The sequence below is a fragment of the Curtobacterium sp. DN_7.5 genome, assembly GCF_022655355.1.
GTDB lineage: Bacteria > Actinomycetota > Actinomycetes > Actinomycetales > Microbacteriaceae > Curtobacterium > Curtobacterium luteum.
The window spans coordinates 153,782-178,025 of record NZ_CP093378.1 but is presented as its reverse complement, the minus strand read 5'-3'; the positions used below and the strand labels follow the sequence as shown (position 1 = coordinate 178,025).

25 protein-coding genes are annotated in these 24,244 nt (G+C 71.7%); 6 read left to right on the top strand and 19 right to left on the bottom strand.

What is annotated here, in order from left to right; translation table 11 throughout:
* Positions 1–73 precede the first annotated feature (73 nt).
* From MON03_RS00885 to MON03_RS00870, 4 genes are read left to right on the top strand one after another with little or no spacing between them, the layout of a single operon-like run.
* Positions 74–547 carry a hypothetical protein gene (locus tag MON03_RS00885; RefSeq protein WP_242089919.1) on the top strand — a complete coding sequence of 158 codons (474 nt, stop codon included), beginning with the start codon at positions 74–76 and terminating at the stop codon, positions 545–547.
* The gene (locus tag MON03_RS00880; protein ID WP_242089917.1) at positions 544–1,002 is read left to right on the top strand and encodes a hypothetical protein; all 459 of its coding nucleotides are present in this window, start codon (positions 544–546) and stop codon (positions 1,000–1,002) included. The genes MON03_RS00885 and MON03_RS00880 overlap by 4 nt, the downstream gene beginning before the upstream one ends.
* Positions 999–1,940, top strand: a complete 942-nt coding sequence (locus MON03_RS00875; protein ID WP_242089915.1) for a hypothetical protein — start codon at positions 999–1,001, stop codon at positions 1,938–1,940. The genes MON03_RS00880 and MON03_RS00875 overlap by 4 nt, the downstream gene beginning before the upstream one ends.
* The gene (locus MON03_RS00870; protein ID WP_242089913.1) at positions 1,937–2,956 is read left to right on the top strand and encodes a DUF8805 domain-containing protein; all 1,020 of its coding nucleotides are present in this window, start codon (positions 1,937–1,939) and stop codon (positions 2,954–2,956) included. The genes MON03_RS00875 and MON03_RS00870 overlap by 4 nt, the downstream gene beginning before the upstream one ends.
* Positions 2,957–3,284: 328 nt before the next feature.
* On the opposite strand, the gene MON03_RS00865 is transcribed toward MON03_RS00870, so the two are convergent.
* A complete protein-coding gene (locus tag MON03_RS00865; protein WP_022903316.1) occupies positions 3,285–5,783 on the bottom strand; it encodes an ATP-dependent Clp protease ATP-binding subunit in 2,499 nt (832 codons plus the stop codon).
* Between the two features lie 185 nt (positions 5,784–5,968).
* Entirely contained in the window at positions 5,969–6,460 is a 492-nt protein-coding gene (locus tag MON03_RS00860) for a Clp protease N-terminal domain-containing protein (protein WP_175327947.1), read from the bottom strand.
* Between the two features lie 70 nt (positions 6,461–6,530).
* Here MON03_RS00860 and MON03_RS00855 point away from each other — a divergent pair, with 70 nt between their 5' ends.
* Positions 6,531–7,463: an NAD(+)/NADH kinase gene (locus tag MON03_RS00855; protein ID WP_022903314.1), complete on the top strand. Its 933-nt coding sequence runs from the start codon at positions 6,531–6,533 to the stop codon at positions 7,461–7,463.
* 171 nt (positions 7,464–7,634) lie between these two features.
* Here the strand turns inward: MON03_RS00855 and MON03_RS00850 are convergent, their stop codons facing one another.
* The 16 genes from MON03_RS00850 to tilS form a co-directional block, all read right to left on the bottom strand.
* Positions 7,635–8,705 (bottom strand): sigma-70 family RNA polymerase sigma factor, encoded by a 1,071-nt coding sequence (locus tag MON03_RS00850; RefSeq protein ID WP_022903313.1) that lies wholly within the window; start codon positions 8,703–8,705, stop codon positions 7,635–7,637.
* 346 nt (positions 8,706–9,051) lie between these two features.
* On the bottom strand, positions 9,052–9,183 hold the full coding sequence (locus tag MON03_RS17335; RefSeq protein WP_261976536.1) for a hypothetical protein: 132 nt from the start codon (positions 9,181–9,183) through the stop codon (positions 9,052–9,054).
* A 74-nt stretch (positions 9,184–9,257) separates the two neighbouring features.
* Positions 9,258–9,455 carry a hypothetical protein gene (locus MON03_RS00845; protein ID WP_242089911.1) on the bottom strand — a complete coding sequence of 66 codons (198 nt, stop codon included), beginning with the start codon at positions 9,453–9,455 and terminating at the stop codon, positions 9,258–9,260.
* A gap of 76 nt (positions 9,456–9,531) precedes the next feature.
* A complete protein-coding gene (locus tag MON03_RS00840; RefSeq protein ID WP_031273270.1) occupies positions 9,532–9,735 on the bottom strand; it encodes a hypothetical protein in 204 nt (67 codons plus the stop codon).
* A 106-nt stretch (positions 9,736–9,841) separates the two neighbouring features.
* Positions 9,842–11,062 (bottom strand): formaldehyde dehydrogenase, glutathione-independent, encoded by a 1,221-nt coding sequence (gene fdhA / locus MON03_RS00835; protein ID WP_175327952.1) that lies wholly within the window; start codon positions 11,060–11,062, stop codon positions 9,842–9,844.
* 237 nt (positions 11,063–11,299) lie between these two features.
* Entirely contained in the window at positions 11,300–12,826 is a 1,527-nt protein-coding gene (gene lysS / locus MON03_RS00830; protein ID WP_242089909.1) for a lysine--tRNA ligase, read from the bottom strand.
* Between the two features lie 79 nt (positions 12,827–12,905).
* Entirely contained in the window at positions 12,906–13,598 is a 693-nt protein-coding gene (locus MON03_RS00825) for a Rossmann-like and DUF2520 domain-containing protein (RefSeq protein WP_022903308.1), read from the bottom strand.
* Positions 13,595–15,376, bottom strand: coding sequence for a PH domain-containing protein (locus MON03_RS00820; RefSeq protein WP_242089908.1), 1,782 nt, complete (start codon positions 15,374–15,376; stop codon positions 13,595–13,597). Before MON03_RS00820 ends, MON03_RS00825 begins: the two co-directional genes overlap by 4 nt.
* A 9-nt stretch (positions 15,377–15,385) precedes the next feature.
* Positions 15,386–15,907 carry a PH domain-containing protein gene (locus MON03_RS00815; protein WP_022903306.1) on the bottom strand — a complete coding sequence of 174 codons (522 nt, stop codon included), beginning with the start codon at positions 15,905–15,907 and terminating at the stop codon, positions 15,386–15,388.
* 16 nt (positions 15,908–15,923) lie between these two features.
* Positions 15,924–16,412, bottom strand: a complete 489-nt coding sequence (locus tag MON03_RS00810; RefSeq protein WP_242089907.1) for a DUF3180 domain-containing protein — start codon at positions 16,410–16,412, stop codon at positions 15,924–15,926.
* Positions 16,409–17,023 carry a 2-amino-4-hydroxy-6-hydroxymethyldihydropteridine diphosphokinase gene (gene folK / locus MON03_RS00805; protein WP_242089906.1) on the bottom strand — a complete coding sequence of 205 codons (615 nt, stop codon included), beginning with the start codon at positions 17,021–17,023 and terminating at the stop codon, positions 16,409–16,411. Before folK ends, MON03_RS00810 begins: the two co-directional genes overlap by 4 nt.
* Complete coding sequence (gene folB / locus MON03_RS00800; RefSeq protein WP_031273263.1) at positions 17,020–17,418, bottom strand: dihydroneopterin aldolase; 399 nt, start codon at positions 17,416–17,418, stop codon at positions 17,020–17,022. The genes folK and folB overlap by 4 nt, the downstream gene beginning before the upstream one ends.
* Entirely contained in the window at positions 17,415–18,410 is a 996-nt protein-coding gene (folP, locus tag MON03_RS00795) for a dihydropteroate synthase (protein ID WP_242089905.1), read from the bottom strand. The genes folB and folP overlap by 4 nt, the downstream gene beginning before the upstream one ends.
* A gap of 6 nt (positions 18,411–18,416) precedes the next feature.
* Entirely contained in the window at positions 18,417–20,402 is a 1,986-nt protein-coding gene (gene ftsH, locus MON03_RS00790; protein ID WP_242089904.1) for an ATP-dependent zinc metalloprotease FtsH, read from the bottom strand.
* 135 nt (positions 20,403–20,537) lie between these two features.
* On the bottom strand, positions 20,538–21,089 hold the full coding sequence (hpt, locus tag MON03_RS00785; protein ID WP_031272831.1) for a hypoxanthine phosphoribosyltransferase: 552 nt from the start codon (positions 21,087–21,089) through the stop codon (positions 20,538–20,540).
* Between the two features lie 9 nt (positions 21,090–21,098).
* Entirely contained in the window at positions 21,099–22,118 is a 1,020-nt protein-coding gene (tilS, locus tag MON03_RS00780; RefSeq protein WP_242089903.1) for a tRNA lysidine(34) synthetase TilS, read from the bottom strand.
* A 50-nt stretch (positions 22,119–22,168) separates the two neighbouring features.
* Here tilS and MON03_RS00775 point away from each other — a divergent pair, with 50 nt between their 5' ends.
* Positions 22,169–22,660, top strand: a complete 492-nt coding sequence (locus MON03_RS00775) for an inorganic diphosphatase (protein ID WP_022902808.1) — start codon at positions 22,169–22,171, stop codon at positions 22,658–22,660.
* Between the two features lie 110 nt (positions 22,661–22,770).
* Here MON03_RS00775 and MON03_RS00770 read toward each other — a convergent pair whose 3' ends face one another.
* Positions 22,771–24,234 (bottom strand): C40 family peptidase, encoded by a 1,464-nt coding sequence (locus tag MON03_RS00770; RefSeq protein WP_242089902.1) that lies wholly within the window; start codon positions 24,232–24,234, stop codon positions 22,771–22,773.
* Between the last annotated feature and the right edge of the window lie 10 nt (positions 24,235–24,244).

The window sequence follows — 24,244 nt, the reverse complement described above, 5'->3', positions numbered from 1 at the left end:
ATGCCGACCTGACAGGACCGGCCGTCCGTGGCAGGGTAGAACGAGCGGTCGATCCTTCCGAGACCGTTTTACCATGTCTGAGACAGGCATGGGAGGGGACTTCGTGATCGAGTACACGGACGACGACGCTCACCGTCGCGAGCTGTCGCGGAAACTGCAGCTCCTCATGGACGTGGTGGAGGCGAACTCGGGGCAGCGGCCGTCGTACAAGGAGATCGCGGCGGAGATCGAGGCGCAGGGCGCGTCGATGAGCCGACCGCGCTGGGGCTACATGCTCGGCGGGAACGGGCCGGCCGTCCGTGATCGGCGACTGCTCGAGGCCCTCGCGGTGTTCTTCGGCGTGCCGGCGGCGTACCTCACCGACGCCGCGGGCAGCACCGACGTCCCGGCGCGGGTGCAGGCGCAGCTCGAACTCGTGCTCGAGCTGCGCAAGCGCGAGGTCGTGGCGTTCGCGACCCGACGGCTCGGCGAGTTCGCCTCCGCGGACGAGATCCGCGAGTTCACCGAGCACCTGCGGGCGCTCGACGGCCCGGGGGTCACGTCGTGAGCACCGCGCGCGACCGGGCGGCGACCCTCCGGCTCCAGGCCGACGCCCGGCGGCGGGTGCAGCAGCTCGGGCTCCCGCGGCGACTGACCCTCTCGCAGCTCGTCGAGCGCGCGGAGGCGACCCTCGGCAAGCGGATCGAGGTCCGGACGGCCGACCTCCCGGGCGACCTCTCGGCGCGGCTCATCCAGCGCCGGGACCACGCGTTGCTCGAGACCCGGACGGGGCTGTCCGACCGGTCGCGCACGGCGTCGGTCCTGCACGAGCTCGCCCACGTCTTCCTCGCCGACCACGGCTGCGACCACGAGGCGTGGACGGGGCTCCTCTCCGGCCGGACGGCGTTCACCCGGTCCCTCGACACGCCGCACGAGCAGACGGTCGAGCTCGTCGCCGACGAGCTGGCGCTGCACATCGGCCTGCTCGACCCCGACGAGCGTGCGCCCGGGATCTTCCGGTGACGCTGCACGTCTGGGGATCGCTGCCGGTGTGGGCCGTCCTCGTGGTGCTGCTCGCGCGGCTCTGGGTCGTCCGCACGCAGTCCGCGAGCGTGACGTGGCTGACGGTCTGCTGCGCCTTCGTCGCCGTCGGCCTCTCGATCAACCAGCCCGACGTGCTCGCGGTGCTGGCGGGCGCCACCGGGGTCCCGAACATCGCGGACGTGATCGGACGATGCCTGATGGTCTGCGGCATGTTCGCGCTCGCGCAGTCGGTCGAGGCCGCAGCCCGCTCGGCCCGGCTGCTGCGTCCGGTCCGGATCATCGGCTGCGTGGCGGTCCTCGTCACGCTCGTGGTGCTGTTCTCGCTGATCGACGCCCCACACCCGACGGCGCAGTTCATGGTCGTCTACGGCGACCAGGTCCCGACCGCGGTCTACTCGGCCGTCGAGATGACCTACATCGCGGTCGTCATCGCCCGGTCCGCGGTCGCCGTCCTCGCCGCGTTCCGCCGGGGCGAGGACATGGGTCGCATGTACTGGCTCTTCGTCGTCGGAGCGGCCGCGATGGTGCTGCTCGCGGTGATCGCGGTCGCGATGGACGCGATGCACGTCCTCGGACAGGACGACGTGGTCGGCGCGCTGTCCGTCGTGTACACCCCGGTGTTCCTCGGGTCGATGGTGCTGCTCGCACTCGGTTCGGCGGGCGGGGTGCTGCCCGACGCGGTCCGGGAGTTCCGCGACTGGCGCCGTGCCCGTCGGCGCTTCCGGGCACTCGAGCCGGAGCTGCATCGGCTCGAGTCCGCCTCGGGCAACCAGGGCCTGTACTTCACCATCGTGTGGCAGCGTCGCCAGTGGCGGAGCCGTCTGCACCGCCTGGCCGTCGAGATCGAGGACCGTGCCCGCGAGGCCGGCCTGAGCGTCCCGGCGGCCGCCGAACACGACACGTCAGGAGCGAGATGACCACCGGAGCACGCACCACCGCCGTCGGGACCGCCGTCGGCGCCGCGGGGACGTTCGGCCTCGGCGCACTCGTCGCCCGGCGCCTGCTGTTCCCGTCCCCGTACACCGCGACGGCCACGGTCCGCTCGGCCGCCCCGACCGAGGTCGTGTTCGCCCCCACCCGCGACACGCGCCTCCCCGGGACGTACCGGATCACCCGCGGCAGCACGTCGGTCCGGGTCGGCGCGGTCCTCGGGGACGGGTCGGCGCCGGATGCCGTCCGTCGGGCCCTGGTCGACGGACCCGAGCCGGCCGCGGGCGCCTGGGCGTGGGACGCCCTCATGCACGACATCGTCGCGGAGGTCCTCCCCGGTCCCGCCACGGGAGCGGACGAGGCGGTCGCGGACACGCACGTGGTCCACGTGCACGGGCAGTCCCTCGGCCCCCGGCAGGTCCTTCGCGGGGTCCCGGTTTGGTCGGGCCTCGGCGCGTCGTCCGAGATCGTGGACACGACCGACCTGCCGCTCCGCTCCCTCGACCCCGGAGCCGCCGACCGCATCGTCGCCCGGGTCCGCGCGGCGCGGGAGCGGGGCGCCCGCCGGGTGGTGCTCCAGGGCTGGTCCGCGGGTGCGCTCGCGTGCTCGATCGCCGCAGCGCGGATCCCCGTCGACGGACTCGTCGGCGTCGCGCCGCTGCTCGACGTCCGGTCCGCCCTCCGGGGTGCCGTCGGGGCGTTCCGTCTCCCGCGCTTCGTCGGAAGCGTCGCCGCCCGGATCGCGACCACGCCGACCCTGTCGCGCCTCGCCGGTGCCGCGTCGCCCGTGCGGACGTCGACGTGGCAGCCGTCCGGGACCCCGACACTGCTGATCCGCTCGACGGCCGATGCGTTCGTCGCCGCGGCCGACGTCGCGGACGCGGTGGAACGGGGCTCGACCGTCGTGTCGTTCCGCACCGCGCCGCACACGCTCGAGTGGAACGAGGACCCGGAGCGCTTCGACGGCGCCGTGCGCGCCTTCGCCGAGTCACTGCCGGCCTGAGGCCGCCCCGGAACGGAGGACGGCCCCGGTCCGAAGGACCGGGGCCGTCAGCGGTTCGACACGTTGGGGGGAACAGTCGAACCGCACACATCCGAGGAGCTGGGGGGAACGCCTCGGATGTGGAACCACCGTACCGCGCCAGGAGGTCCGATGTGGCGATGAATCCACAGGACGTGACGGGATACGGACTGGCCGTGACCGGCCGGACGGACGGGCGCGCCCCGCTCGACTGCAACGCGAAGCGTTGCGCGGGGCGCGCCGACCGAGCCTGCGAGGGAGGACGGTGCCAGCTGGCACCGCGCCTCCCGTCAGAGAAGGTGGTCGCGTCCTAGGACTCGATCTCGCCGGCCGGCTCGGCAGCGCCGGTGAGGACCTCCTCGCGACCCGGCTGACGCCCGGTCTCGAACTGGAACGCACCGTCGTGGAAGTCGACCTTCACGTGGTCGCCGGCGTTGAGCTCACCCTGCAGGATGTGCTCGGACAGCTGGTCCTCGACCTCGTGCTGCATCGCGCGACGCAGGGGGCGAGCACCGAGGGCGGGGTCGAACCCGACCTTGATGAGCTGCTCCTTGGCGGCGAGCGTGAGCTCCACCGTCATGTCGCGGTCGAGCAGGCGGTCCGCCAGACGCTTCACGAACAGGTCCACGATCTGCAGGAGCTCGTCCTGCGAGAGCTGCGGGAACACGATCGTGTCGTCGACACGGTTGAGGAACTCCGGCTTGAAGTGCTTCTTGAGCTCCTCGTTCACCTTCGAGCGCATGCGGTCGTAGCCGACGCCCGAGTCACCCTCGACCTGGAAGCCCACCGGGCCACCGGCGATGCCCTGCGAACCGAGGTTCGTGGTCATGATGATGACGGTGTTCTTGAAGTCGACGACGCGGCCCTGACCATCGGTCAGGCGACCCTCTTCGAGGACCTGCAGGAGCGAGTTGAAGATGTCCGGGTGGGCCTTCTCGATCTCGTCGAAGAGGACCACGGAGAACGGCTTGCGGCGCACCTTCTCGGTGAGCTGGCCGCCCTCCTCGAACCCGACGAACCCGGGAGGGGCACCGAAGAGTCGCGAGACCGTGTGCTTCTCACCGAACTCCGACATGTCGAGGGAGATCAGCGCGCCCTCGTCGTCGAAGAGGAACTCCGCGAGCGCCTTGGCGAGCTCGGTCTTCCCGACGCCCGTGGGGCCGGCGAAGATGAACGAGCCCGAGGGACGGTTCGGGTCCTTGAGGCCGGCACGGGTGCGGCGGATCGTCTTCGAGAGGGCCGAGATGGCCTCCTCCTGTCCGATGACGCGCTCGTGCAGCGCCTTCTCCATGAAGACGAGACGCGAGGTCTCCTCCTCCGTGAGCTTGAACACCGGGATGCCCGTGGCCTGCGCCAGGACCTCGGCGATGATGCCCTCGTCGACGGTGCCGGACGCGGCGACGTCACCCGCACGCCACTGCTTCTCGAGGCGGAGACGCTCGCCGAGGAGCTTCTTCTCCTCGTCGCGGAGCGATGCGGCCTTCTCGAAGTCCTGCTCCTCGATCGCGGCTTCCTTCGACCCGCGGACCGTCGAGATCTTCTCGTCGAACTCGCGGAGCTCCGGCGGCGCCGACAGGATCGACAGACGGAGGCGTGCGCCGGCCTCGTCGATCAGGTCGATGGCCTTGTCCGGCAGGAAGCGGTCCTGCACGTAGCGGTCGGCCAGGTTCGCCGCGGCGACGATGGCCCCGTCGGTGATGGACACCTTGTGGAACGCCTCGTACTTGTCGCGGAGGCCCTTGAGGATGTTGATCGCGTGCGGCAGCGACGGCTCGTTCACCTGCACCGGCTGGAAGCGACGCTCGAGTGCGGCGTCCTTCTCGAAGTGCTTGCGGTACTCGTCGAGCGTGGTGGCACCGATGGTCTGGAGCTCACCGCGGGCCAGGAGCGGCTTGAGGATCGAGGCCGCGTCGATCGCGCCCTCGGCAGCGCCGGCACCGACGAGCGTGTGGATCTCGTCGATGAAGACGATGATGTCGCCGCGGGTGCGGATCTCCTTCGTGACCTTCTTCAGGCGCTCCTCGAAGTCACCGCGGTAGCGGGACCCGGCGATGAGCGACCCGAGGTCGAGCGAGTAGAGCTGCTTGTCCTTCAGCGTCTCGGGCACGTCGCCCTTGACGATCGCCTGGGCGAGGCCCTCGACGACCGCGGTCTTGCCGACGCCGGGCTCACCGATGAGGACGGGGTTGTTCTTGGAGCGGCGGGAGAGGATCTGCATGACCCGCTCCATCTCCTTCTCGCGCCCGATGACGGGGTCGAGCTTGCCGTCGCGCGCGGCCTGGGTGAGGTTCCGACCGAACTGGTCGAGGACCTGCGAACCCTGCTGCGCGTTCTGCTGCTGCTCGCCACCGACGGCGACGGCTTCCTTGCCCTGGTAGCCGGACAGGAGCTGGATGACCTGCTGACGGACGCGGTTGAGGTCCGCGCCGAGCTTGACGAGCACCTGGGCGGCGACGCCCTCGCCCTCGCGGATGAGGCCGAGGAGGATGTGCTCGGTGCCGATGTAGTTGTGGCCGAGCTGCAGCGCCTCGCGCAGGGACAGCTCGAGCACCTTCTTGGCGCGCGGCGTGAACGGGATGTGCCCGGTCGGCTGCTGCTGCCCCTGCCCGATGATGTCCTGGACCTGCTCGCGGACGGCATCGAGCGAGATGCCGAGCGACTCCAGCGCCTTGGCGGCGACGCCCTCGCCCTCGTGGATGAGGCCGAGGAGGATGTGCTCGGTGCCGATGTAGTTGTGGTTGAGCATCTTCGCTTCTTCTTGAGCGAGGACGACAACACGACGGGCTCGGTCGGTGAATCTCTCGAACATGTGCTCTCCCTTGCCGGACCGGTACTGGCCCGGTGACGTACATCGAGACTAACCAGCCGACCCCGAGTGGTCTGCCCCTGTTCGCCGTGGGCGTGACCTCGGTTGCGCTCGTGCGCGCAGGGCGGACGCCAGGCGCGTGGCGGGGCCGCCGCGTGTCTCCCGTCCGCCCCGCGGCGCGCCGGCCGTCAGCGGCTGGTGTGGCCCGCTCGTCGGGCGGCACGACGCAGCGCGCGACGGAAGCGACGGTGCTCGACGAGCAGGGTGCTCCGAGCGCGGAGCGCCGCCCCGGAGTCGCCGTCGAGGACCGCGAGCAGGAGGTGCACCGGACGGACGCGGTCGATCGGGCTGGCGAGCACGGTCGCGCGCGCGAGCAGTCGTTCGACCGCGACCGTGCACGTGATCCGGTCGTGCTCGGCGGGGCACGCGTGCCGTGCCGCGACGGGCACGGTGATCCGCGCGCGGACCGCCGAGGGGGTGACGCCGAAGCGGTCGAGGACAGGCCGGAAGTGGGGCATGCCGTGGGCGAGGACCACCGCGGCGAGCAGGAGGTGCTCGACGTCGACGACGGGTGACCCGGCTTCGTGCGCCTCGAGGTCGGCGAGCAGGACGAGTTCACGCCCCCGGCGGACGGTCGGCAGCGCGACGGACAGCTGGGGCGGCGAGAGCGTGATCGACATGATGTATCTAGAATATCATAGCGACTGATCGCATTGCCGACCCGACAGCGGCGCCCGGTACGATCCGGGCATGGAGCAGCCCGTCGTCGGCCTCGTCGTCCACCCGACCAAGAACGTGCAGGAGTCCGTCGAGACCCTGCGTCGCTGGAACGCCTCCGGCCGCGGCGAGCTCATCGCGCGACGGGCGGACGCCGGGCGCCTCGGCGGCACGATCGACGTCGTCGACGAGGACGACTTCACCGATCGGGTCGACCTGGTGGTCGCGCTCGGCGGCGACGGGACCATGCTCGGCGCGATGCGTCTCGTGGCCCGGCGGCCGGTCCCCGTGCTCGGCGTGAACTACGGCAACGTGGGCTTCCTCGTGGAGATCGAGCCGCCGGAGCTCGAGGCGGCACTCGAACGCCTGTCCGCCGGCGACTACCAGCTCGAACCGCACCACGCCCTCGAGGCGAAGCTGTCGTGGAGCGGTGCGCGGACCGAGTACCTGGCGTTCAACGACCTCACCGTGGTCCGACGCCCGGGTGCCGGGCAGGTCTCGGCGGACCTCAGTGTCGGCGGGCTCGGGTACGGCTACTACCGCGCGGACGCGATCGTGGCGTCGACCCCGGCCGGCTCCACCGCCTACAACTACGCGGCGGGCGGCCCGGTCCTCTCCCCCGCGCTGTCCGGGTCCGTCGTCACGCCGGTCGCTCCGATGGCGGGCATCGACCGGTCCGTGGTCCTCGCGGCGCGCGAGCGCTACCGGCTCGACATCGCCGAGGGCACCCGGAGCGCGGCACTCGAGGTCGACGGGCTCGTGGTGGGCGAGGTCGCGACGGGCGCCCAGATCGACGTCAGACTGCGCAAGGACGCGTCGAGCGTCGTCCGGCTCGACGCGGCACGGCACGGTCGGACCGGTCGGGTGAAGCTCAGCCTGCTCGACCTGCCCGTGCGGCCGGACCAGCTCATCGAGCTCATCCCGCAGGACCTCCGGCAGAAGCTGTCGCACGACCTCGAGGAGTGAGCCGAGCGGGGTGACCACGGGACGGTCGGAGCCTCCGACGCCCCGGAACGACGAGTGGCCCGCCCCGGCATCGCCGGGACGGGCCTTCCCATCACCCCACCGGGCCGCCTTCCCACAGGACGACCCGGTTCCCCGAGCCGGAGCTGTCGCCCCGGCCGAAGTCCACTGACCTCAGTCGGTCAGGTACAGCTGCATGTCCTGCGAGACCGCCTTGGCGAACAGGCGCAGCTTGGCGCGCGACTCCACCCGGCTCACGGCCTGGCGGGTCGTGTGCACGATCTTCGAGATCTCGTCGAGCGTCATCGGCTTGTCGTCGTCGAGGCCGTAGCGCATGCGGATCACGTTCGCCTCGTCGCTCGGCAGCTCGGCGACGATCGAGCGGATGTCGCGGTGCAGCAGGGTCGTCTCGGTGAGCTCGTTCGGGCTCGCGGCGTCCTCGTCCTCGATGAAGTCGCCGAGCTCGCTGTCGTCCGAGTCGCCGACGACGGTGTGGATCGACACGGGCTCGTGCGAGCGGCCCTTGAGGTCGAGCAGTTCCTCGACGCTCATGCTGAGCTCCGCGGCGACCTCGTCGGGCATCGGGGCGCGGCCGAGGTCGACGGTGAGGTCGCGCTCGGTGCGGCTGATCTTGTTGATGAGCTCGACGGTGTGGACCGGGATGCGGATGGTGCGCGCCTTGTCGGCGAGACCACGCGAGATGGCCTGGCGGATCCACCACGTCGCGTAGGTCGAGAACTTGTAGCCCTGCGTGAAGTCGAACTTCTCGACCGCGCGCACCAGGCCGAGGTTGCCCTCCTGGATGACGTCCATGAAGGGGAGGCCGCGCTGCGAGTACCGCTTCGCGATGCTCACGACGAGGCGGAGGTTCGAGGTGATCATGCGCTCCTTGGCGCGCTCACCGTCGCGGACGAGCCAGCGCAGCTCACGCTGCAGGGTCTTGTCGAGCCCGGGCTCGGTGGTGAGCTTCTCCTCCGCGAAGAGGCCGACCTCGATGCGGCGGGCGATCTGCGCTTCTTCCTCCGCGGTGAGGAGGGAGAGCCGGCCGATGTGCCGGAGGTAGTCGCCGACCTGGTCGACGGATGCACCGCGGACACCGGCGAGCTGCTCGTCCGCCTCGACCTCGGTGTCGAGGGTGGTCGTCTCGACGGTCGCGTCGGCGGCCTTCGCTGCTGCGGCCTTCTTCGTCGTGCTGCGGCGGGCGCTGGTGCCGTTCGTGGTCGGTGCTGCCGTTGCGATCGTCATCTGACTCTCTCCCTGCGTTCGACGGTGATGGGGGCCTCGGTGGGGGTGCTGATGAGTAAAGCGGTTGCGAGGTGTACCCCACAAATCGATCCGAACGATTCCCAGGGATCTCCGTGCTTGGCCATCGGAACCGTCCCCCACGGGGTACAGCGTGAAGCCAGTCTGGCCCGGCGGATGGCCCCAGATCAAGGGCATTGCGCGATGTTTCCGCCGTTGCAGTGGTGTTTCTTCCCCGTTTCCGAGGGTGTACCCCGATCGGCAGCGCCCAGTGGACACGGAAAAGGGGTACGGCGTTCCGGATCGTGGACATCCGGACGTCGTACCCCGAAGAGCGATCAGATGGGGCTCACCAGGAGGGTTCGAGCCACCCGTCCCGGCGCTTCGAGACCTCGAGGTCGGCGTCGCGGTCGAACTCGTCGTACTCGCTCTCGATGTCGCCGACGAGGCTGCGGCCGAGGGGGAACTGGGTCTTGGGCATGCGGACGATCGTCGCCCCGGGACGCGACCGCCGCGCATCGGGCCGGTGAACGGCGGGTGACGATGCCCGGACGGTCAGACGTCGACGTCGTCCTCGTCGCCGTCCGCCCACGGCTCGTCCCGCACGGGGTCGCCGAGCACCGGGTGGCCGAACGCGTCCTCGGGTTCGACCGCGTCGAGATCGCCGACGTCGGCGCCGAGGTCGTTCGCGTCGACGACGGAACGGCGGTCGGTGTTCTCGCGGTCGGCGGGGCCCGGCGTGACGGCGGTCATGCCGTCAGTGCAGCACCGGCGCGTGAACCACCGGTGAACCGACCCGGCCGGGTCGGCGCGCGGAGCGACCCGATCGCTACTCGGCGGAGGCGGGGGACGGCGCGGGGCGCCCGTGTTCACGCTCGAAGCGGGCGCGCTCCTCCGCCTCGACCTTGGCGTAGGCGGCTCGTTCCGTGCGGTCCGCCCGCATGATGGCGCGCATGACGAACCAGAAGATGAGGCCGACGATGACGGTCGGCGTCAGGGCGAAGATGATCCCGGTCACGACTCCATGCGGCACGGCAGCATCCTAACGCCCCTCCCCGTGGAGCACGGTGTCCCCGGTGGGGCCGTGGTCCGTCGGACGGCGCGGGCACGCGGCTGCGTCGTCCGACGGATGCCGTCGATCAGGCAGCCGGGATGAGTCCGTTCGGGTTGAGGACGTACTTCGTCGCCGCGCCCTGGTCGAACTCCGCGTAGCCGCGCGGCGCGTCCTCGAGACCGATCGCCTTCGCGTTCACGTTCTTCGCGATGCTCGTGCGGTCGTGGAGGATCGCCATCATCAGCTGCCGGTTGTACTTCATGACCGGGCACTGCCCCGTCGTGAACGACAGCGACTTCGCCCAGCCGGTCCCGAGGCTCAGCGACAGGGCACCCTTCTGCGCCGCCTCGTCGATGCCGCCCGGGTCCCCCGTGACGTAGAGCCCCGGGATGCCGAGGGCGCCGCCGGCCGCCGTGATGTCCATCAGGGAGTTGAGCACGGTTGCCGGGGCCTCGTGGTCCGATCCGGCGCCGTGGCCCTTCGCCTCGAAGCCGACCGCGTCGATGCCGCAGTCCACCAGGGGTTCGCCGAGGATCTGGTCGATCTGGTCCGCCGGGTCGCCCTTGGTGAGGTCGACGGTCTCACAGCCGAACGTTCGGGCCTGGGCCAGTCGGTCGGCGTTCATGTCCCCGACGATCACGACGCTCGCGCCGAGCAGGAGGGCACCGGTGGCCGCGGCGAGGCCGACCGGGCCGGCGCCGGCGACGTACACGGTGGAGCCGACCTCGACCCCGGCGGTCACTGCGCCGTGGAACCCGGTCGGGAAGATGTCGGACAGCATCGCGAGGTCGAGGATCTTCTCCAGCGCCTGGTCGCGGTCCGGGAACTTCAGCAGGTTCCAGTCGGCGTAGGGCACGAGGACGTACTCGGCCTGGCCGCCGACCCAGCCGCCCATGTCGACGTAGCCGTAGGCGCTCCCGGGCCGGTCGGGGTTGACGTTCAGGCAGATGCCGGTCTTGCGCTCCTTGCAGTTCCGGCAGCGCCCGCAGGCGATGTTGAAGGGCACGGAGACGAGGTCCCCGACCTTGATGAACTCGACGTCCGGACCGACCTCGACCACCTCACCGGTGATCTCGTGCCCGAGCACCAGGTCGGACGGCGCGGTCGTGCGACCACGGACCATGTGCTGGTCGCTGCCGCAGATGTTGGTCGCCACGGTGCGCAGGATCGCGCCGTGGTTCACCTTCCGCCCGACGTTCGCGGGGTTGACCCCGGGTCCGTCCTTGAGCTCGAAGGTCGGGTACTCGGTCTCGATGACCTCGACCTGTCCGGGCCCCTTGTAGGCGACCGCGTGGTTCGTTGCCATGGTGATCCTCCTCGATCCCTTGGCGCCCCGGGGCCGACGACCGACCAGCGGTCGCACCCACGCCGTCGTGGGAGTGGTCTCCGACGGGGCGGTGTCCCGGACACTACGCGCGACGCTGGTGTGTGGCCTCCGTGCGCGGGAACCGGCAACAGGACCGCGAGGAACGGCAGCCGGACCGGGAGCTCCGGGAGCTCCGGGAGCGGAGACCGCACCGCGAGCGGCCCCCGCTCCTCGCGGTCACTTGACCAGTGGGAACAGGATCGTCTCGCGGATGCCCAGGCCCGTGATGGCCATGAGCAGGCGGTCGATGCCCATGCCCATGCCACCCGACGGCGGCATCGCGTGCTCGAGCGCGCGGAGGAACTCCTCGTCGACCCGCATCGCCTCGGGGTCGCCGCCCGCCGCGAGCTTCGCCTGCTCGACGAACCGTTCGCGCTGCACGACCGGGTCGACCAGCTCGGAGTACGCGGTCGCGAGCTCGAAGCCACGCACGTAGAGGTCCCACTTCTCGACGATGCCCGGACGCGTCCGGTGCTCCCGGGTCAGCGGCGAGGTGTCGACCGGGAAGTTCATGACGAACGTCGGGCGGTCGAGCGAGTCGATGACGAAGTGCTCCCAGAGCTCCTCGACGTACTTGCCGTGCGTGGCGTGGGCGACCTCGACACCCTCGGCGTCGGCGAGCGCCTGCAGCTCGGACAGCGGCGTCTCCGGGGTGATCTCGCGGCCGGCCGCCTCGGACAGCGAACCGTACATGTCGATGCGCGGCCACTCGCCGCCGAGGTCGTACGTGGTGCCGTCGGCCCAGGTGACCTCGAGCGACCCGCCCGTCACGGCGCGGGCGGCGTTCTGCACGAGCTCCTGCGTGAGGTCGGCCATCTGCTCGTAGTCGCCGTACGCCTGGTAGGCCTCGAGCATCGCGAACTCGGGCGAGTGCGTGGAGTCGGCGCCCTCGTTGCGGAAGTTGCGGTTCACCTCGAACACGCGGTCGATGCCGCCGACGACGGCCCGCTTGAGGAAGAGCTCGGGCGCGATGCGGAGGAACAGCTCGGTGTCGAAGGCGTTCGAGTGCGTGACGAACGGCCGCGCCGAGGCCCCGCCGTGCTGGGTCTGCAGCATCGGCGTCTCGACCTCGAGGTACTCGTGGGACGCGAACGTCTGCCGGAGTGAGGCCATCACGGCCGCACGGGCGCGGACGGTCTTGCGGGCGTCCTCGCGCACGATGAGGTCGAGGTAGCGCTGGCGGACCCGCGTCTCCTCGTTCAGCTCGTTGTGCAGGTTCGGCAGCGGGAGGATCGCCTTCGCCGCGATCTGCCAGTCGTCGACCATGATCGACAGCTCGCCGCGACGGGAGGAGATGACCCGGCCGTGCACGAAGACGTGGTCGCCGAGGTCGACGAACTCCTTCCAGCGCGCGAGCGAGTCCTCGCCCACCTCGGCGAGGGAGACCATCGCCTGGATTCGCGATCCGTCGCCGGACTGCAGCGACGCGAAGCAGAGCTTGCCGGTGTTGCGCGAGAACACAATCCGTCCGGCGAGGCCCACGACGTCCTGGGTCTCCTCGCCGGTCTCGAGCGACGCGTACTGCGCACGGACCTCGGGGATGGTCGCCGTGATGGGGAGCGCCGCGGGGTAGGCCTCGACCCCGGCGTCGAGCAGCTTCGCGCGCTTGTCGAGCCGGACCTGCCGCTGCTCGCTGGTCTCGGCGGCCTCGAGGTCGGCGGCGAGGTCTGCGGACGTGGCGTCGGCGGCGGTTGCTTCGCTCATGAAGGGTGCGGCTCCGGTGGGGTCGTGGGGGATGCGGAAATGCTACCCGGCGCCGGCGTCCCGACAGGAACCGCTCCCGTCACAGCCGCGCCTGACCGTCCGCGGCGGCGAGGGCGTTGTCGACGGCGCTCCGCACGAGGGCGCCGAGGACCCGGCCGGGGTGCTCGACCCCGATGCCGTCGAGGGTCCCGGCGGACTGCTCGACGATCGCGGTGGAGAAGCTCGCGGCGGCCCGGACGGCGTCGGCGTAGGCGGGCCGGTCCCGCTCGCTGACGACGAACGGCTCCGCGCCCATCTCGACCACGAGCGCCTGCGCGATCGGCAGCACCGGCCCGGGCGCGGTGACGGCGCAGTACGCGTCCCGCAGCCGGGTGAGGTCGACGCTGGTGCCCGTGAAGACCATCGCGGGGTGGATCGCGAGCGGGATCGCGCCGGCCGCCAGCGCGGGTCGGAGGATCTCGGTGCCGTGGTCGGGGCTCGTGTGCACGACGAGCTGCCCGGGCTGCCAGATGCCCGCGTCCGCGAGGCCCTGCACGAGTTCGGCGAGCTGGTCGTCGGGCACCGCGAGCAGCACGAGCTCGCTCCGCTCGACGAGGTCCGGCGTCGCGAGGACCGGCACGCCCGGCAGCATCGCCTCGGCACGGTCGCGGCCCGCGTCCGACACGGCGGTCACCCCGACGACCGCGTGCTCCGCGTTCGCGAGCGCGGCCCCGAGCACCGGGCCGACCCGTCCGGCGCCGACGATCCCGACGCCGAGCCGTCCTGCCCTCACCGGACCGCTCCGGGGTCCGGTGCGTGGTCCCAGCCGGGAGGCCCGTCCCAGCCGGGAGGCCCGTCCTGCGCCCGCCAGGCGGGTGCTCCGGGGCCGGTGGCCGGGGCGGCGCCGGGGGCGACCCCGTCGACGCCCGCCGCGGCCGTGGCGGACGCGAGCCGCGCCTCCCGTTCGCGCCACCGGTGGGAGGTGTCGACGGCGGCCGCCTCGACCGCGCGCCGAGCGGTCTCCGACCACAGCTGCTGCGCGTCGCGCGCGTCCAGCGCGCCGATGTGCGCGCTGACCGGCCCCTGGACGGTGTGGACGTGGGCGGAGGCGAGCCGCAGCACCCGTTCCAGCGGGCCCTGGGAGACCTTCACGCTCTGCACCCGCGGCAGCGGCACGATGACGAGGGAGCGCCACACGGCGCCGAGCCGGAACAGCACCGCGCCCTGCACGAAGCGGTAGCCGTTGCGCCGGAACGAGAGCGGCCGGAACCAGGCGCCGCGACCGGGCGAGTGCACGAAGCCGCCGCGGTCGCCGGACGTCGTGAGGCTGTCGTCGACGACCCCAACGGCCTCGGCCGAGCCCTCGCGGAGCTGCTCCTGCGACGCCCGCGGTCCCGCGACGGCCGTGCCGACGAGCCCGGGGAGGATGATGTCGAGCACCTCGCGGACGTCCTCGGCGCGGCCCACCGGGAGCACGATCGACGACGCCTGCTGGTTCGTCGACTGGCCGTTGCCGGCGTTCGTGGCCCGGTTGATGCGGATGTCCCACCAGCCGAACGGCCGCCAGAGCAGCGGCTGGGCGACGCTCACGGCGTGGATCCGGCCCGGCGGCAGCGTCTCGTTCGAGGTCGAGACCAGGCCGAAGCCGATGCGGATGCCGTCACGGGTCTCGGCGATCGTGTACTGCAGCGAGCGGGAGAACTTCCGGACGTAGTAGCCGCCGGCACCGATCACCGCCGGGAACAGCGCGAGGAGGATGCCGTACTCGCCGGTCACCGAGATGCTCACGACCATGGCGACGACGAGGAGCACGAGGAACACCGTCGTCGTGGAGAGCAGCATCGACGCGATCAGGCGACCCGGGTGCACCTTGACGATCCGGGTGGCGCGCACGGCCTCGGGGTCGAGCTCGGGCGAGAAGACCTCCTCGAGCCGGTCCTGCAGCACACCGTACGAGGCGCGCTCCGGACCCTGCTGGTCGTCCTCCTTCGCACCGGAGGCGAGCACCAGGATCCGCCGCCGGAGGTCCTCGGCGGGCTTCGACCCGAGGTAGGCGAGCTGCACGTTGGCGTCGTTGCCGGCCTGGGCGATCTCGAGCTTCGCGGTGCCGAGGAGCCGGGGCACGATCGGCCGGGAGATGTTGATGCCCTGGATGCGGTCGAGGCGGGCCTTGCGGTGGTTGCGGAAGAGCACGCCCGAACGGACCTCGACGATCTCGCCCGTGACGCGGAACTCGTGCATGCGCCAGGACAGGTAGAAGAGCCCGATGAGCACCACGAGCAGCACCACGATGCCGAGCAGCACCCAGCCCACCGCGCCGTGCTCGTACACGTAGCGCACCGGGTCGCCGTCGTCCTGCGGACCGCCCCCGGGGATGAAGAACTCGACGAGCTGGTCGCGCAGGCTGTTGAGCACGTACCCGAGCACGACGATGAGGAAGATGCCACCGCGCAGCAGCGGGGTCAGCGGGTGCAGGCGGTGCCACTCGCCGTCGGTGAGGGGCGCGGCGGCGGCGGCGTTGCCCACCTGACCCGGCGGGGTCGGCAGCGCAGGGCCGGGGCGGAAGGTCACGACACCACCTCAGAGCCCGGCGCGGCGGGACTCGGCGAGCTCCACCAGCCGGTCCCGGAGTTCGTCGGCGTCGGCCGCGGGGATGCCCGGGATGCGGACGTTCGTCGCGGCGGCCGCGGTCACGAACTTGAGCTCGCTCATGCCGAGCGCGCGGTCGAGCGGACCGCGGGCGACGTCCACGAGCTGCATGCGGCCGTAGGGCACGGCCGTGAAGCGCTGCCACATGAGGCCGCGCCGGAACACCAGGTCGTCGTCGCGCAGCGCGTACCCGATCGACCGGACCCGGCGCGGGGTCAGGACGACCGTGACCAGGGCTGCGACGCCGATCACGATCGCGACCGAGGTCCAGACGACCCCGGCAGGTCGGCCGAAGCCGCCGTTCACGACACCGAGCAGCACGCAGCCGGCGGTGACGACGACGCCGATCAGCACCGTGGTGACGAGCTCCGTCCACACGAGCTTGGGCGACACCCTCGTCCAGGTGGTCCCGGTCAGGCCGAGGCCCGGCTCGTCGAGTCGTTCTCTCGGCATCGCGGGCTCCGCTCCCTCAGTTGGTGGCCGTCGAGCCGCCGCCGTGGTCGTCGCGGTCGTCGTCGCCCGGAGGAGCGATGCACATGCGTTCGGCGACCAGTGCGCAGACCGTCAGGACGACGGCGCCGCCGAACGCCACGGCGTTCGGCAGGGTCGAGCCTAGCGAAGGCGTCACGCTCCGGGTCAGGAGGTACACCAGCAGGCCCGCACCGAAGCCGCCGAAGAGCGCGCCGCCGATGCTCGAGGCCTTCGCGAGCACGACCACGCGCGTGGCGTACAGCGGGTCGACCGGGCGCTGCCGCAGCACGCCCTCCTTCGCGTGGCGGCGGACCGGACGCGCCATGAGCACGACGGCGATGCCGATGAACGCGAGGGTCAGGCCGAGGGCGACGGACAGCAGGAGCGTGGGTGCCCCGCGGGAGGCCAGGACGGCGTCGACCGCGAAGCCCGCGACGGCGGCGACGGCCGCGACACTCGCGAGGACGGAGGCGCGGGTCGGTCTCACGGTCGCGTCTCCGGCCGGGAGGCGCGGGTCGGGTCGACCGCTCGGGTCGCGTCGTCCGGCCCGATCGCGTCGTTCGCGCGGGTCGCGTCGGCCGGCCCGGTCACCTCGTCGAAGAGCCGGGGCTCGTCGACGCGCTCGGTGTCGTCGCCGAGCGCGGCGAGCAGCTCGGCCACGGGTCCGGCACCCGGCAGGACGGCCTCCGGGTCCGCGTCCGCCCACGGTGCGAGCACGAACGCCCGCTCGGCCGCGCGCGGGTGCGGCACCGTGAGGGTGTCCGTGTCGAGCACGAGGTCGTCGATCGCGACCACGTCGAGGTCGAGCGTCCGGTCGCCCCACCGGACCTCGCGGGTACGGCCGTGCTCGTCCTCGATGCCGTGGAGGGCGTCGAGGAGGGCCTGCGGCTCCAGGTCGGTGTCGACCACGACCACGGCGTTGCGGTACCGCGGCTTCGACTCGTCCCGGCCCGCGAGCGTCACCGCGACGGACTCGACCTCACGGCTGGCGGCCACGGGCCGGACGCCGGGCAGCGCGGCGATCGCCGACGCGGCTGCGCGGAGGGTGCTCCCCCGGTCGCCGAGGTTGGCGCCGAGCGCGATGACGGCGCGGCTCACTCTTCTTCCTCGGTGCGGTCGTCGGGCAGTACACCGCCCCGGGTCCGCCGGATCGTGATGGACACGTCCGTGAACGGCACCGTGATCGGCGCCTGCGGCTTGTGCACCGTGACCTCGACCGCGCGGGCCGCTCGGTGCGTGAGCACGGCTGCGGCGATGCGCTCGGCGAGCGTCTCGATGAGGTCGACGGGGTCGCGTTCGATCTCGGCGACCACCTGCTCCGCGACCACGCCGTAGTGGACGGTGTCGGCGAGGTCGTCCGAACCGGACGAGACCCGGGCGTCGACCTCGACGGCGACGTCGACGACGAAGTCCTGCCCGTCGGCGCGCTCGTGGTCGAACACGCCGTGGTTTCCCCGGGCGCGGACCCCGGTCAGTCGGATGGTGTCGTTCACGATCGTGCTGCCCTCCAGGCGTCCCAGACGTCGAGCACCGCACGCGTCGGTGCGGGGTCGTGCACGCGCACCCCCCACGCGCCGCGTTCGGCGGCGAGCAGGCTGATGGCGGCGGTGGCGAGGTCGCGGTCGCGCGGCGGGGCCCCGGCAGCGCTGCCGACCCCGTCGAGGAACCGCTTGCGGGAGGCGGCGACGAGCACCGGCAACCCGATCGAGGCGAAGCGTTCGTAGCCCGCCAGGATCTCCCAGTTCTGCACTCCCTGCTTGGCGAACCCGAGGCCGGGGTCGATGACCACCTGCTCCTCACGCACGCCCAGGATGATGAGTTCGGCGACGCGGTGCTCGACCTCGCGGCGGACCTCGTCCACCGCGTGCGCGTACTCCGCGTTCCGGTACATCCGGTCGCTGTGCCCGCGCCAGTGCATCACGACGAAGCCGGCACCGGTGTCGCGCACGACCCGCGCCATGTCGTCGTCGGCCAGCCCGCCGGACACGTCGTTGACGATCGCGGCTCCGGCCTCCACGGCCCGCTCGGCGGTCGAGGCGTTCATCGTGTCGACGCTCACGGTGATGCCCTCGGACACCAGCTGGCGCACGACGGGGAGCACGCGGTCCTGCTCGACCTCGACCGGGACGCGCTCGGCACCCGGGCGGGTGGACTCGCCCCCGACGTCGACGAGGTCGGCGCCGGCGGTGACGAGGTCCCGCGCGTGCTGGAGCGCGGCGTCGTAGGCCTGGTGCAGGCCGCCGTCGCTGAACGAGTCCGGGGTGACGTTGAGGATGCCCATCACCCGCGTGCCGTCGGTCGGCGTCTGGGTGCGCTCGCGGTCGCGCCGGCCGCCGGTCACGATCTCCGGCACCGGGGCAGGTGCACGGAGGTCGATCGCGACCGTCGGCGGTTCCGCCGCGGCGGCGCGCGCCCGGTGTTCCTCGGCGCGCGCACGGTCCGCTTCGGCGAGGCGACGCGAGCGTCTCGTCGGCAGGTCGGTCATGCCGGCCTACGCGGGGGCGATACCGGGATTGCCGAACGGACGACGACGGGGCTTCGTCGACGACTCGGTGTCGCTCGGCTCGGCTGCGGTCGAAGCCGCCCGGCCAGGGAACTCGATCGCCGGCAGGTTCGACACCGGCCGCTTGTCGCTCGACAGCCACTGCGGGCGCTCGGGCAGCTTGCGGACGTCCTTGAAGATCTCGACGAGCTCCGGTGCGTCGAGCGTCTCCTTCTCGAGGAGCTCACCGGCGAGGCGGTCGAGGATGTCGCGGTTGTCGTTGAGCACCTGGTAGGCCTCGTCGTGGGCGGCCTCGAGCAGCGCGCGGGTCTCGGCGTCGACCGTCTCGGCGATGTTCTCCGAGTAGTCGCGCCCCGATCCGCCGCCCATCTCACGACCGACGAACGGCTCGCTGGAGCCGGACCCGAGCTTCACCGAACCCACCGCACGGCTCATGCCGTACTCGGTCACCATCTTGCGCGCGGTCGACGTGGCCTTCTCGATGTCGTTCGACGCACCCGTGGTCGGGTCGTGGAAGACGATCTCCTCGGCGACGCGGCCACCCATGGCGTAGGTGAGCTGGTCGAGCAGTTCGTTGCGCGTGACGGAGTACTTGTCCTCGAGCGGGAGCACCATCGTGTAGCCGAGGGCCCGGCCGCGCGGCAGGATCGTGATCTTCGTCACCGGGTCGGTGTGGCGCATCGCGGCGGCCGCCAGGGCGTGACCACCCTCGTGGTACGCCGTGATCAGCTTCTCCTGGTCGGACATGATGCGCGTCCGGCGCTGCGGACCGGCCATGACGCGGTCGACGGCCTCGTCCAGGGCCCGGTTGTCGATGAGCTGCGCGTTCGAGCGGGCCGTCAGCAGCGCGGCCTCGTTCAGCACGTTCGCGAGGTCGGCACCGGTGAACCCGGGCGTCTTGCGGGCGAGCAGCCCGAGGTCGACGCTCGCGGCGAGCGGCTTGCCCTTCGCGTGCACCTCGAGGATCTGCCTGCGGCCGTCGAGCGACGGGGCGTCGACGCCGATCTGGCGGTCGAAACGGCCCGGGCGCAGGAGCGCGGGGTCGAGCACGTCGGGACGGTTCGTCGCGGCGATGAGGATGACGTTCGTCTTGCCGTCGAAGCCGTCCATCTCGACGAGGAGCTGGTTCAGCGTCTGCTCGCGCTCGTCGTTGCCGCCGCCGATGCCGGCGCCGCGGTGACGACCCACGGCGTCGATCTCGTCGATGAAGACGATCGCCGGGGCGTTCTGCTTCGCCTGGTCGAAGAGGTCACGGACACGGCTCGCACCGACACCGACGAACATCTCGACGAAGTCCGAACCGGAGATCGAGTAGAACGGCACGCCGGCCTCGCCCGCGACGGCACGCGCGAGCAGCGTCTTGCCGGTGCCGGGAGGGCCGTAGAGCAGCACGCCCTTCGGGATCTTCGCGCCGACGGCCTGGAACTTGGCCGGCTCCTGCAGGAACTCCTTGATCTCGTGGAGCTCCTCGATCGCCTCGTCCGAGCCGGCGACGTCCGCGAAGGAGACCTGCGGGTTCTCCTTGTTGTTCATCTTCGCGCGGGACTTGCCGAACTGCATGACCTTCGAGCCGCCGCCCTGCGCGTTCGCGAGGAGGAACCAGAACAGGGCGCCGATGATGAGGAACGGCAGGAGGACGCTGAGCAGCGACAGGAACCAGTTCCCCTGCTGCACGCGGTCGGTGTAGCCGTCCGGCAGGTTCGCGGCGTCGACGGCCTTGATGACGTCCTCACCACGCGGGGTCGCGTAGTAGAACTGCTCGGTCGCGCCGTCCTTGAGCTTGAGGTCGACCCGCTGCTCGGTGGAGTTCACGACGACGGAGGAGACCTTGTCGTCGGCGAGCTGCTGCAGGCCCTTCTGGGTGTCGATCTGCTGGGTGCCGGCCTGACTGATGACCGCCCACCCGATCCAGATCCCCACGAGCGCGATCAGGATGTAGATGTACGGCCCGCGGAGGATTCGCTTGAAGTCCATGTGATCCGGGCAGGACGCCCGACACCTTTCTCTGCCGAAGTTGCGTGCAGGTCAGCATACGGCCGCGATTCTGTGGCGAGAATGGGTGTCCTCTGCGGGCGAACTCCACGATCCGCCGGGGTCAGCCGAACGCGCTCAGGAGTAGACGTGCGGCGCGAGCACGCCGATGCCGCGCAGGTTGCGGTAGCGCTCGTCGAAGTCGAGGCCGTACCCCACCACGAAGGCGTCCGGGATCTCGAAGCCGGCGTACTTGACGTCGACCTCGACCTTCGCCGCCTCGGGCTTGCGGAGGAGCGCGACGATCTCGACGCTCGCGGCACCGCGGGACTCGAGGTTCTGCTTGAGCCAGGACAGCGTCAGCCCGGAGTCGATGATGTCCTCGACGATGATGACGTCGCGGCCGTGCAGGTCGGTGTCGAGGTCCTTGAGGATCCGCACCACGCCGGACGACTTCGTGCCGGAGCCGTACGACGACACCGCCATCCAGTCCATCCGCGCCTGCATCTTGAGGTGGCGCGAGAAGTCGGCCATCACCATGACGGCGCCCTTGAGCACGCCGACGAGCAGCGGGTCCTTGCCCGCGTAGTCACGGTCGACCACCGCGGCGAGTTCGGCGAGCTTCTCGTCGATCTGCTCGGGGGTGAAGAGCACTTCGGACAGGTCTGCCTGGACGTCGGAGAGTTCCACCACAGCACTCTAACCGGCGGCGAAGGCCAAGCGGTCGCCGTCGCGGGACGCGCTGACCCCGGGGAGGGCGATCGGCCCCTGTCCGTGCCAGTCGGTGACGAGGCGGCACACCTCGAGGGTCTGCACGCGCGAGAGCGTCACCCCGAACTCGCTCTCGACCGCGAGCCGCACGAGCCGCTGCCGGAGGGCGGGCGGGTTCGCGGCGAGCTGCCGCACGGAGAGCGAGATGCCGGCCTCGGAGTGCTCGGCGAGGTCCTCCGCCATCTCCTCGGCGAAGTGGTCGAGCGCGGCGGAGTCCTCGCGCAGCTGGTCGGCCGTGCGGGCGAGGGCCTCCGGCACACCGGCGCCGAGCTCCCGTTCCAGCGCGGGCATCAGGGCGGTGCGGACACGCACGCGGCCGTACGCGGGGTCGTCGTTCTGCGGGTCGTCCCACGGCGCGAGGCCCGCGGCGACGCAGGCTGCGCGGGTGGTGTGGCGGCGGACGCCGAGCAGCGGTCGTCCGTAGGCCGGTCCGACGGTGCGGCGCGCGAGCGGCGGCATGCCCGACAGGGCGTCGGGCCCGCTCCCGCGGAGGAGCCCGAGCAGGACCGTCTCGGCCTGGTCGTCCAGCGTGTGCCCGAACAGCACCAGCGGCGACCCGGTCGCGGACGCGACCTCCGCGATCGACGTGTGCCGTGCCTCCCGGGCGGCGTTCTCGGGACCGCCTGCGGAACCGACCGCGACCCTGCGGACCGTCACCGGGTCGAGACCCAGCGACGCGGCCTGCCGGGAGGCGCGGATCGCGACCTCCGCGGAGCCCTCCTGGAGCGCGTGGTCGACCACCACGGCGCCGGCGCGCAGCGCCTGCTTCGGCGCCTCGAACGCGGTCGCCGCCGCGAGCGCGAGCGAGTCCGCGCCGCCGCTGAGCGCCACGAGCACGAGGTCCCCCTCGGTGACGACGCCGTCGGCACGGGCCGTCTCGAGCAGCACCCGCACCGCACGGCGGGTCTCGGCGGTCGCAGGGTCCAACCGGGGACGCGGGGAGTTCACCCGGTAACGTTAGCCGCGCTCACCGAACCACCGACAGACCAGGAGTGCACATGGCCGCGTACGACGTCGTCATCGAGATCCCCAAGGGCAGCCGCAACAAGTACGAGGTCGACCACGAGACCGGTCGCGTCTACCTCGACCGCGTGCTCTTCACGTCGTTCGTCTACCCGACCGACTACGGCTTCTTCGAGAACACCCTCGGGCTGGACGGCGACCCGGTGGACGCGCTCGTGCTCCTCGAGTACCCGGCGTTCCCCGGCGTGGGCGTGAAGGTCCGCCCGGTCGGCGTCTTCAAGATGAGCGACGAGGCCGGCAGCGACGCGAAGGTGCTCGTGGTCCCCGCGAAGGACCCGCGCTGGCAGCACATCCAGGACATCTCGGACGTCGACGAGCAGACGAAGGCCGAGATCGCGCACTTCTTCGAGCGCTACAAGGACCTCGAGCCGGGCAAGTGGGTCAAGGCCGACGGCTGGGGCGACGCCGCCGAGGCCGAGGAGATCGTGCAGGCCGGCCAGAAGGCGTACGTGCCCGCCGGTCACTGACGACGGGCACCGGACCGCGGACACGAGACCGCGGTCGCGCCCCCTGACGAAGAACGCGCCCCGCTGCTGCGGGGCGCGTTCTTCGTCGTGGGGCGCGAAACGGCGTCGCGCTAGAGCGAGCCGGTCGGGCGGGCGACGTACGGCAGGAGCTGGTTCGGCAGCCAGACCGCACGCTCGACCACGCCGACGCCGGGTCGCGCGGCCTCGACCATCTGGCCGTTCCCGGTGTAGATCGAGTCGTGGTACCCACCGCTGGCGGTTCCGTTGCTCGAGTAGAAGAGGATGTCGCCGGGCTGGCGCTGCGAGAGCGGGACGAGCCGGCCGATCGAGGCGAAGTAGTTGTACTGCCAGACGACGTTGTGCCCACCGGTCGCGACGCCCTGCGAGCCGTAGGCCATCATCACGAGACCGGAGCAGTCCCAGGTGTTCGGGCCGGCGCCGCCGAGGACGTACGCGTCACCGAGCTGGGCCCTCGCGAAGGCGATCGCGCCCGCGGCCTTCGACGGGCTGCTCGGGACCGGGGTGGGGGTCGGCGTCGGGGTGGTCGGCTTCGGGGACGGGGTCGTCGGCTTCGGCTTCGACGGCGTGGGCTGCGACGGGGTCGGGTTGCTCGGGCTCGGCTTCGACGGGCTCGGGTTGGTCGAGGTGCCGGGGTTCGTGGTGGTCGTCCCGCCGGATCCGCTCCCGCCGGACGTGCTCCCACCGGACGTGCCGCCACCGGACGCGCTCCCGCCGTCTGCACTCCCGCCGGACGCGCTCCCACCGGACGCGTTCTGCCCGGACGAGGTGGTCCCACCCGTGTGCGACGCCAGGGCCGCTTCGGCCTGCTTCGCCTGCTGGGCGTTCCAGTAGGCCGTCTCGGTCGCCACGCTGGTGCCCTTGAGGAACGCGAGCTGCTCGAGCACCTGGCTCTGCTGGTCCTGCTCGCGCTGCAGGCGACCCTGCGCGGCGGACGCGGCGTCGTTCGCGTCGGCGAGCGCGGACTTCGTCGTCGCCGTCGCCGAGGCCAGCGCCGTCGTCGCCTGCCGCTGCTGGGCCGCGAGCGAGTCCACGGTGTTCTGGTCGGCCTGGGCTTTCGCGAGCACGTTCGCCGACCGCTCGGAGAGGTGCGACATCGTCCCGACCCGGTAGAGCAGGTCCTTCGAGTCCCGGGCGTCCACGAGCATCGACGTCGACAGGTCCCCGCCACCGGTGCGGGCGAGTTCGACCACGAGCCCGGCCACCTGCCCCGCCGAGGCCTCAGCCGTCGCCTTCGCGCGCTTCGCCTGGTCCGCGAGGTCGTCGAGGTCGGCCTGCGCCTGCTGCTGCTGGGACGCGGCGAGCGCGTAGGTCTGCGCGGCCTGCTGCTCGACGATGGAGGCCCGGTCCGCACTGGTCTGCAGGGCATCGAGACGCGTCCCGAGCTCGTCGACGGTCCGCTGCGCCGCAGCCGCGTTCGACTTCGCCGCCCGCACGTCGGCCCAGCTGGGTGCCGACGGGGCCGCCTGCGCCGGTCCGGCGAGGGCGATCGACAGGCCGATGCCGACGACGGCGACCACCGCGGTGCAGGTGAGGGTGCGAGCGGGCTGCTTCATGGGTCGGGTC

Coding starts and splice junctions, on each gene's coding strand:
- MON03_RS00845 (WP_242089911.1), bottom strand. CDS start 9,455: ATGACCGCCGTCACGCCGGGCCCCGCCGACCGCGAGAACACCGACCGC.
- MON03_RS00865 (WP_022903316.1), bottom strand. CDS start 5,783: ATGTTCGAGAGATTCACCGACCGAGCCCGTCGTGTTGTCGTCCTCGCT.
- MON03_RS00815 (WP_022903306.1), bottom strand. CDS start 15,907: ATGCCGAGAGAACGACTCGACGAGCCGGGCCTCGGCCTGACCGGGACC.
- MON03_RS00855 (WP_022903314.1), top strand. CDS start 6,531: ATGGAGCAGCCCGTCGTCGGCCTCGTCGTCCACCCGACCAAGAACGTG.
- MON03_RS00885 (WP_242089919.1), top strand. CDS start 74: ATGTCTGAGACAGGCATGGGAGGGGACTTCGTGATCGAGTACACGGAC.
- MON03_RS17335 (WP_261976536.1), bottom strand. CDS start 9,183: ATGCCCAAGACCCAGTTCCCCCTCGGCCGCAGCCTCGTCGGCGACATC.
- MON03_RS00770 (WP_242089902.1), bottom strand. CDS start 24,234: ATGAAGCAGCCCGCTCGCACCCTCACCTGCACCGCGGTGGTCGCCGTC.
- fdhA (WP_175327952.1), bottom strand. CDS start 11,062: ATGGCAACGAACCACGCGGTCGCCTACAAGGGGCCCGGACAGGTCGAG.
- lysS (WP_242089909.1), bottom strand. CDS start 12,826: ATGAGCGAAGCAACCGCCGCCGACGCCACGTCCGCAGACCTCGCCGCC.
- folP (WP_242089905.1), bottom strand. CDS start 18,410: ATGACCGACCTGCCGACGAGACGCTCGCGTCGCCTCGCCGAAGCGGAC.
- MON03_RS00850 (WP_022903313.1), bottom strand. CDS start 8,705: ATGACGATCGCAACGGCAGCACCGACCACGAACGGCACCAGCGCCCGC.
- MON03_RS00775 (WP_022902808.1), top strand. CDS start 22,169: ATGGCCGCGTACGACGTCGTCATCGAGATCCCCAAGGGCAGCCGCAAC.
- MON03_RS00870 (WP_242089913.1), top strand. CDS start 1,937: ATGACCACCGGAGCACGCACCACCGCCGTCGGGACCGCCGTCGGCGCC.
- MON03_RS00860 (WP_175327947.1), bottom strand. CDS start 6,460: ATGTCGATCACGCTCTCGCCGCCCCAGCTGTCCGTCGCGCTGCCGACC.
- ftsH (WP_242089904.1), bottom strand. CDS start 20,402: ATGGACTTCAAGCGAATCCTCCGCGGGCCGTACATCTACATCCTGATC.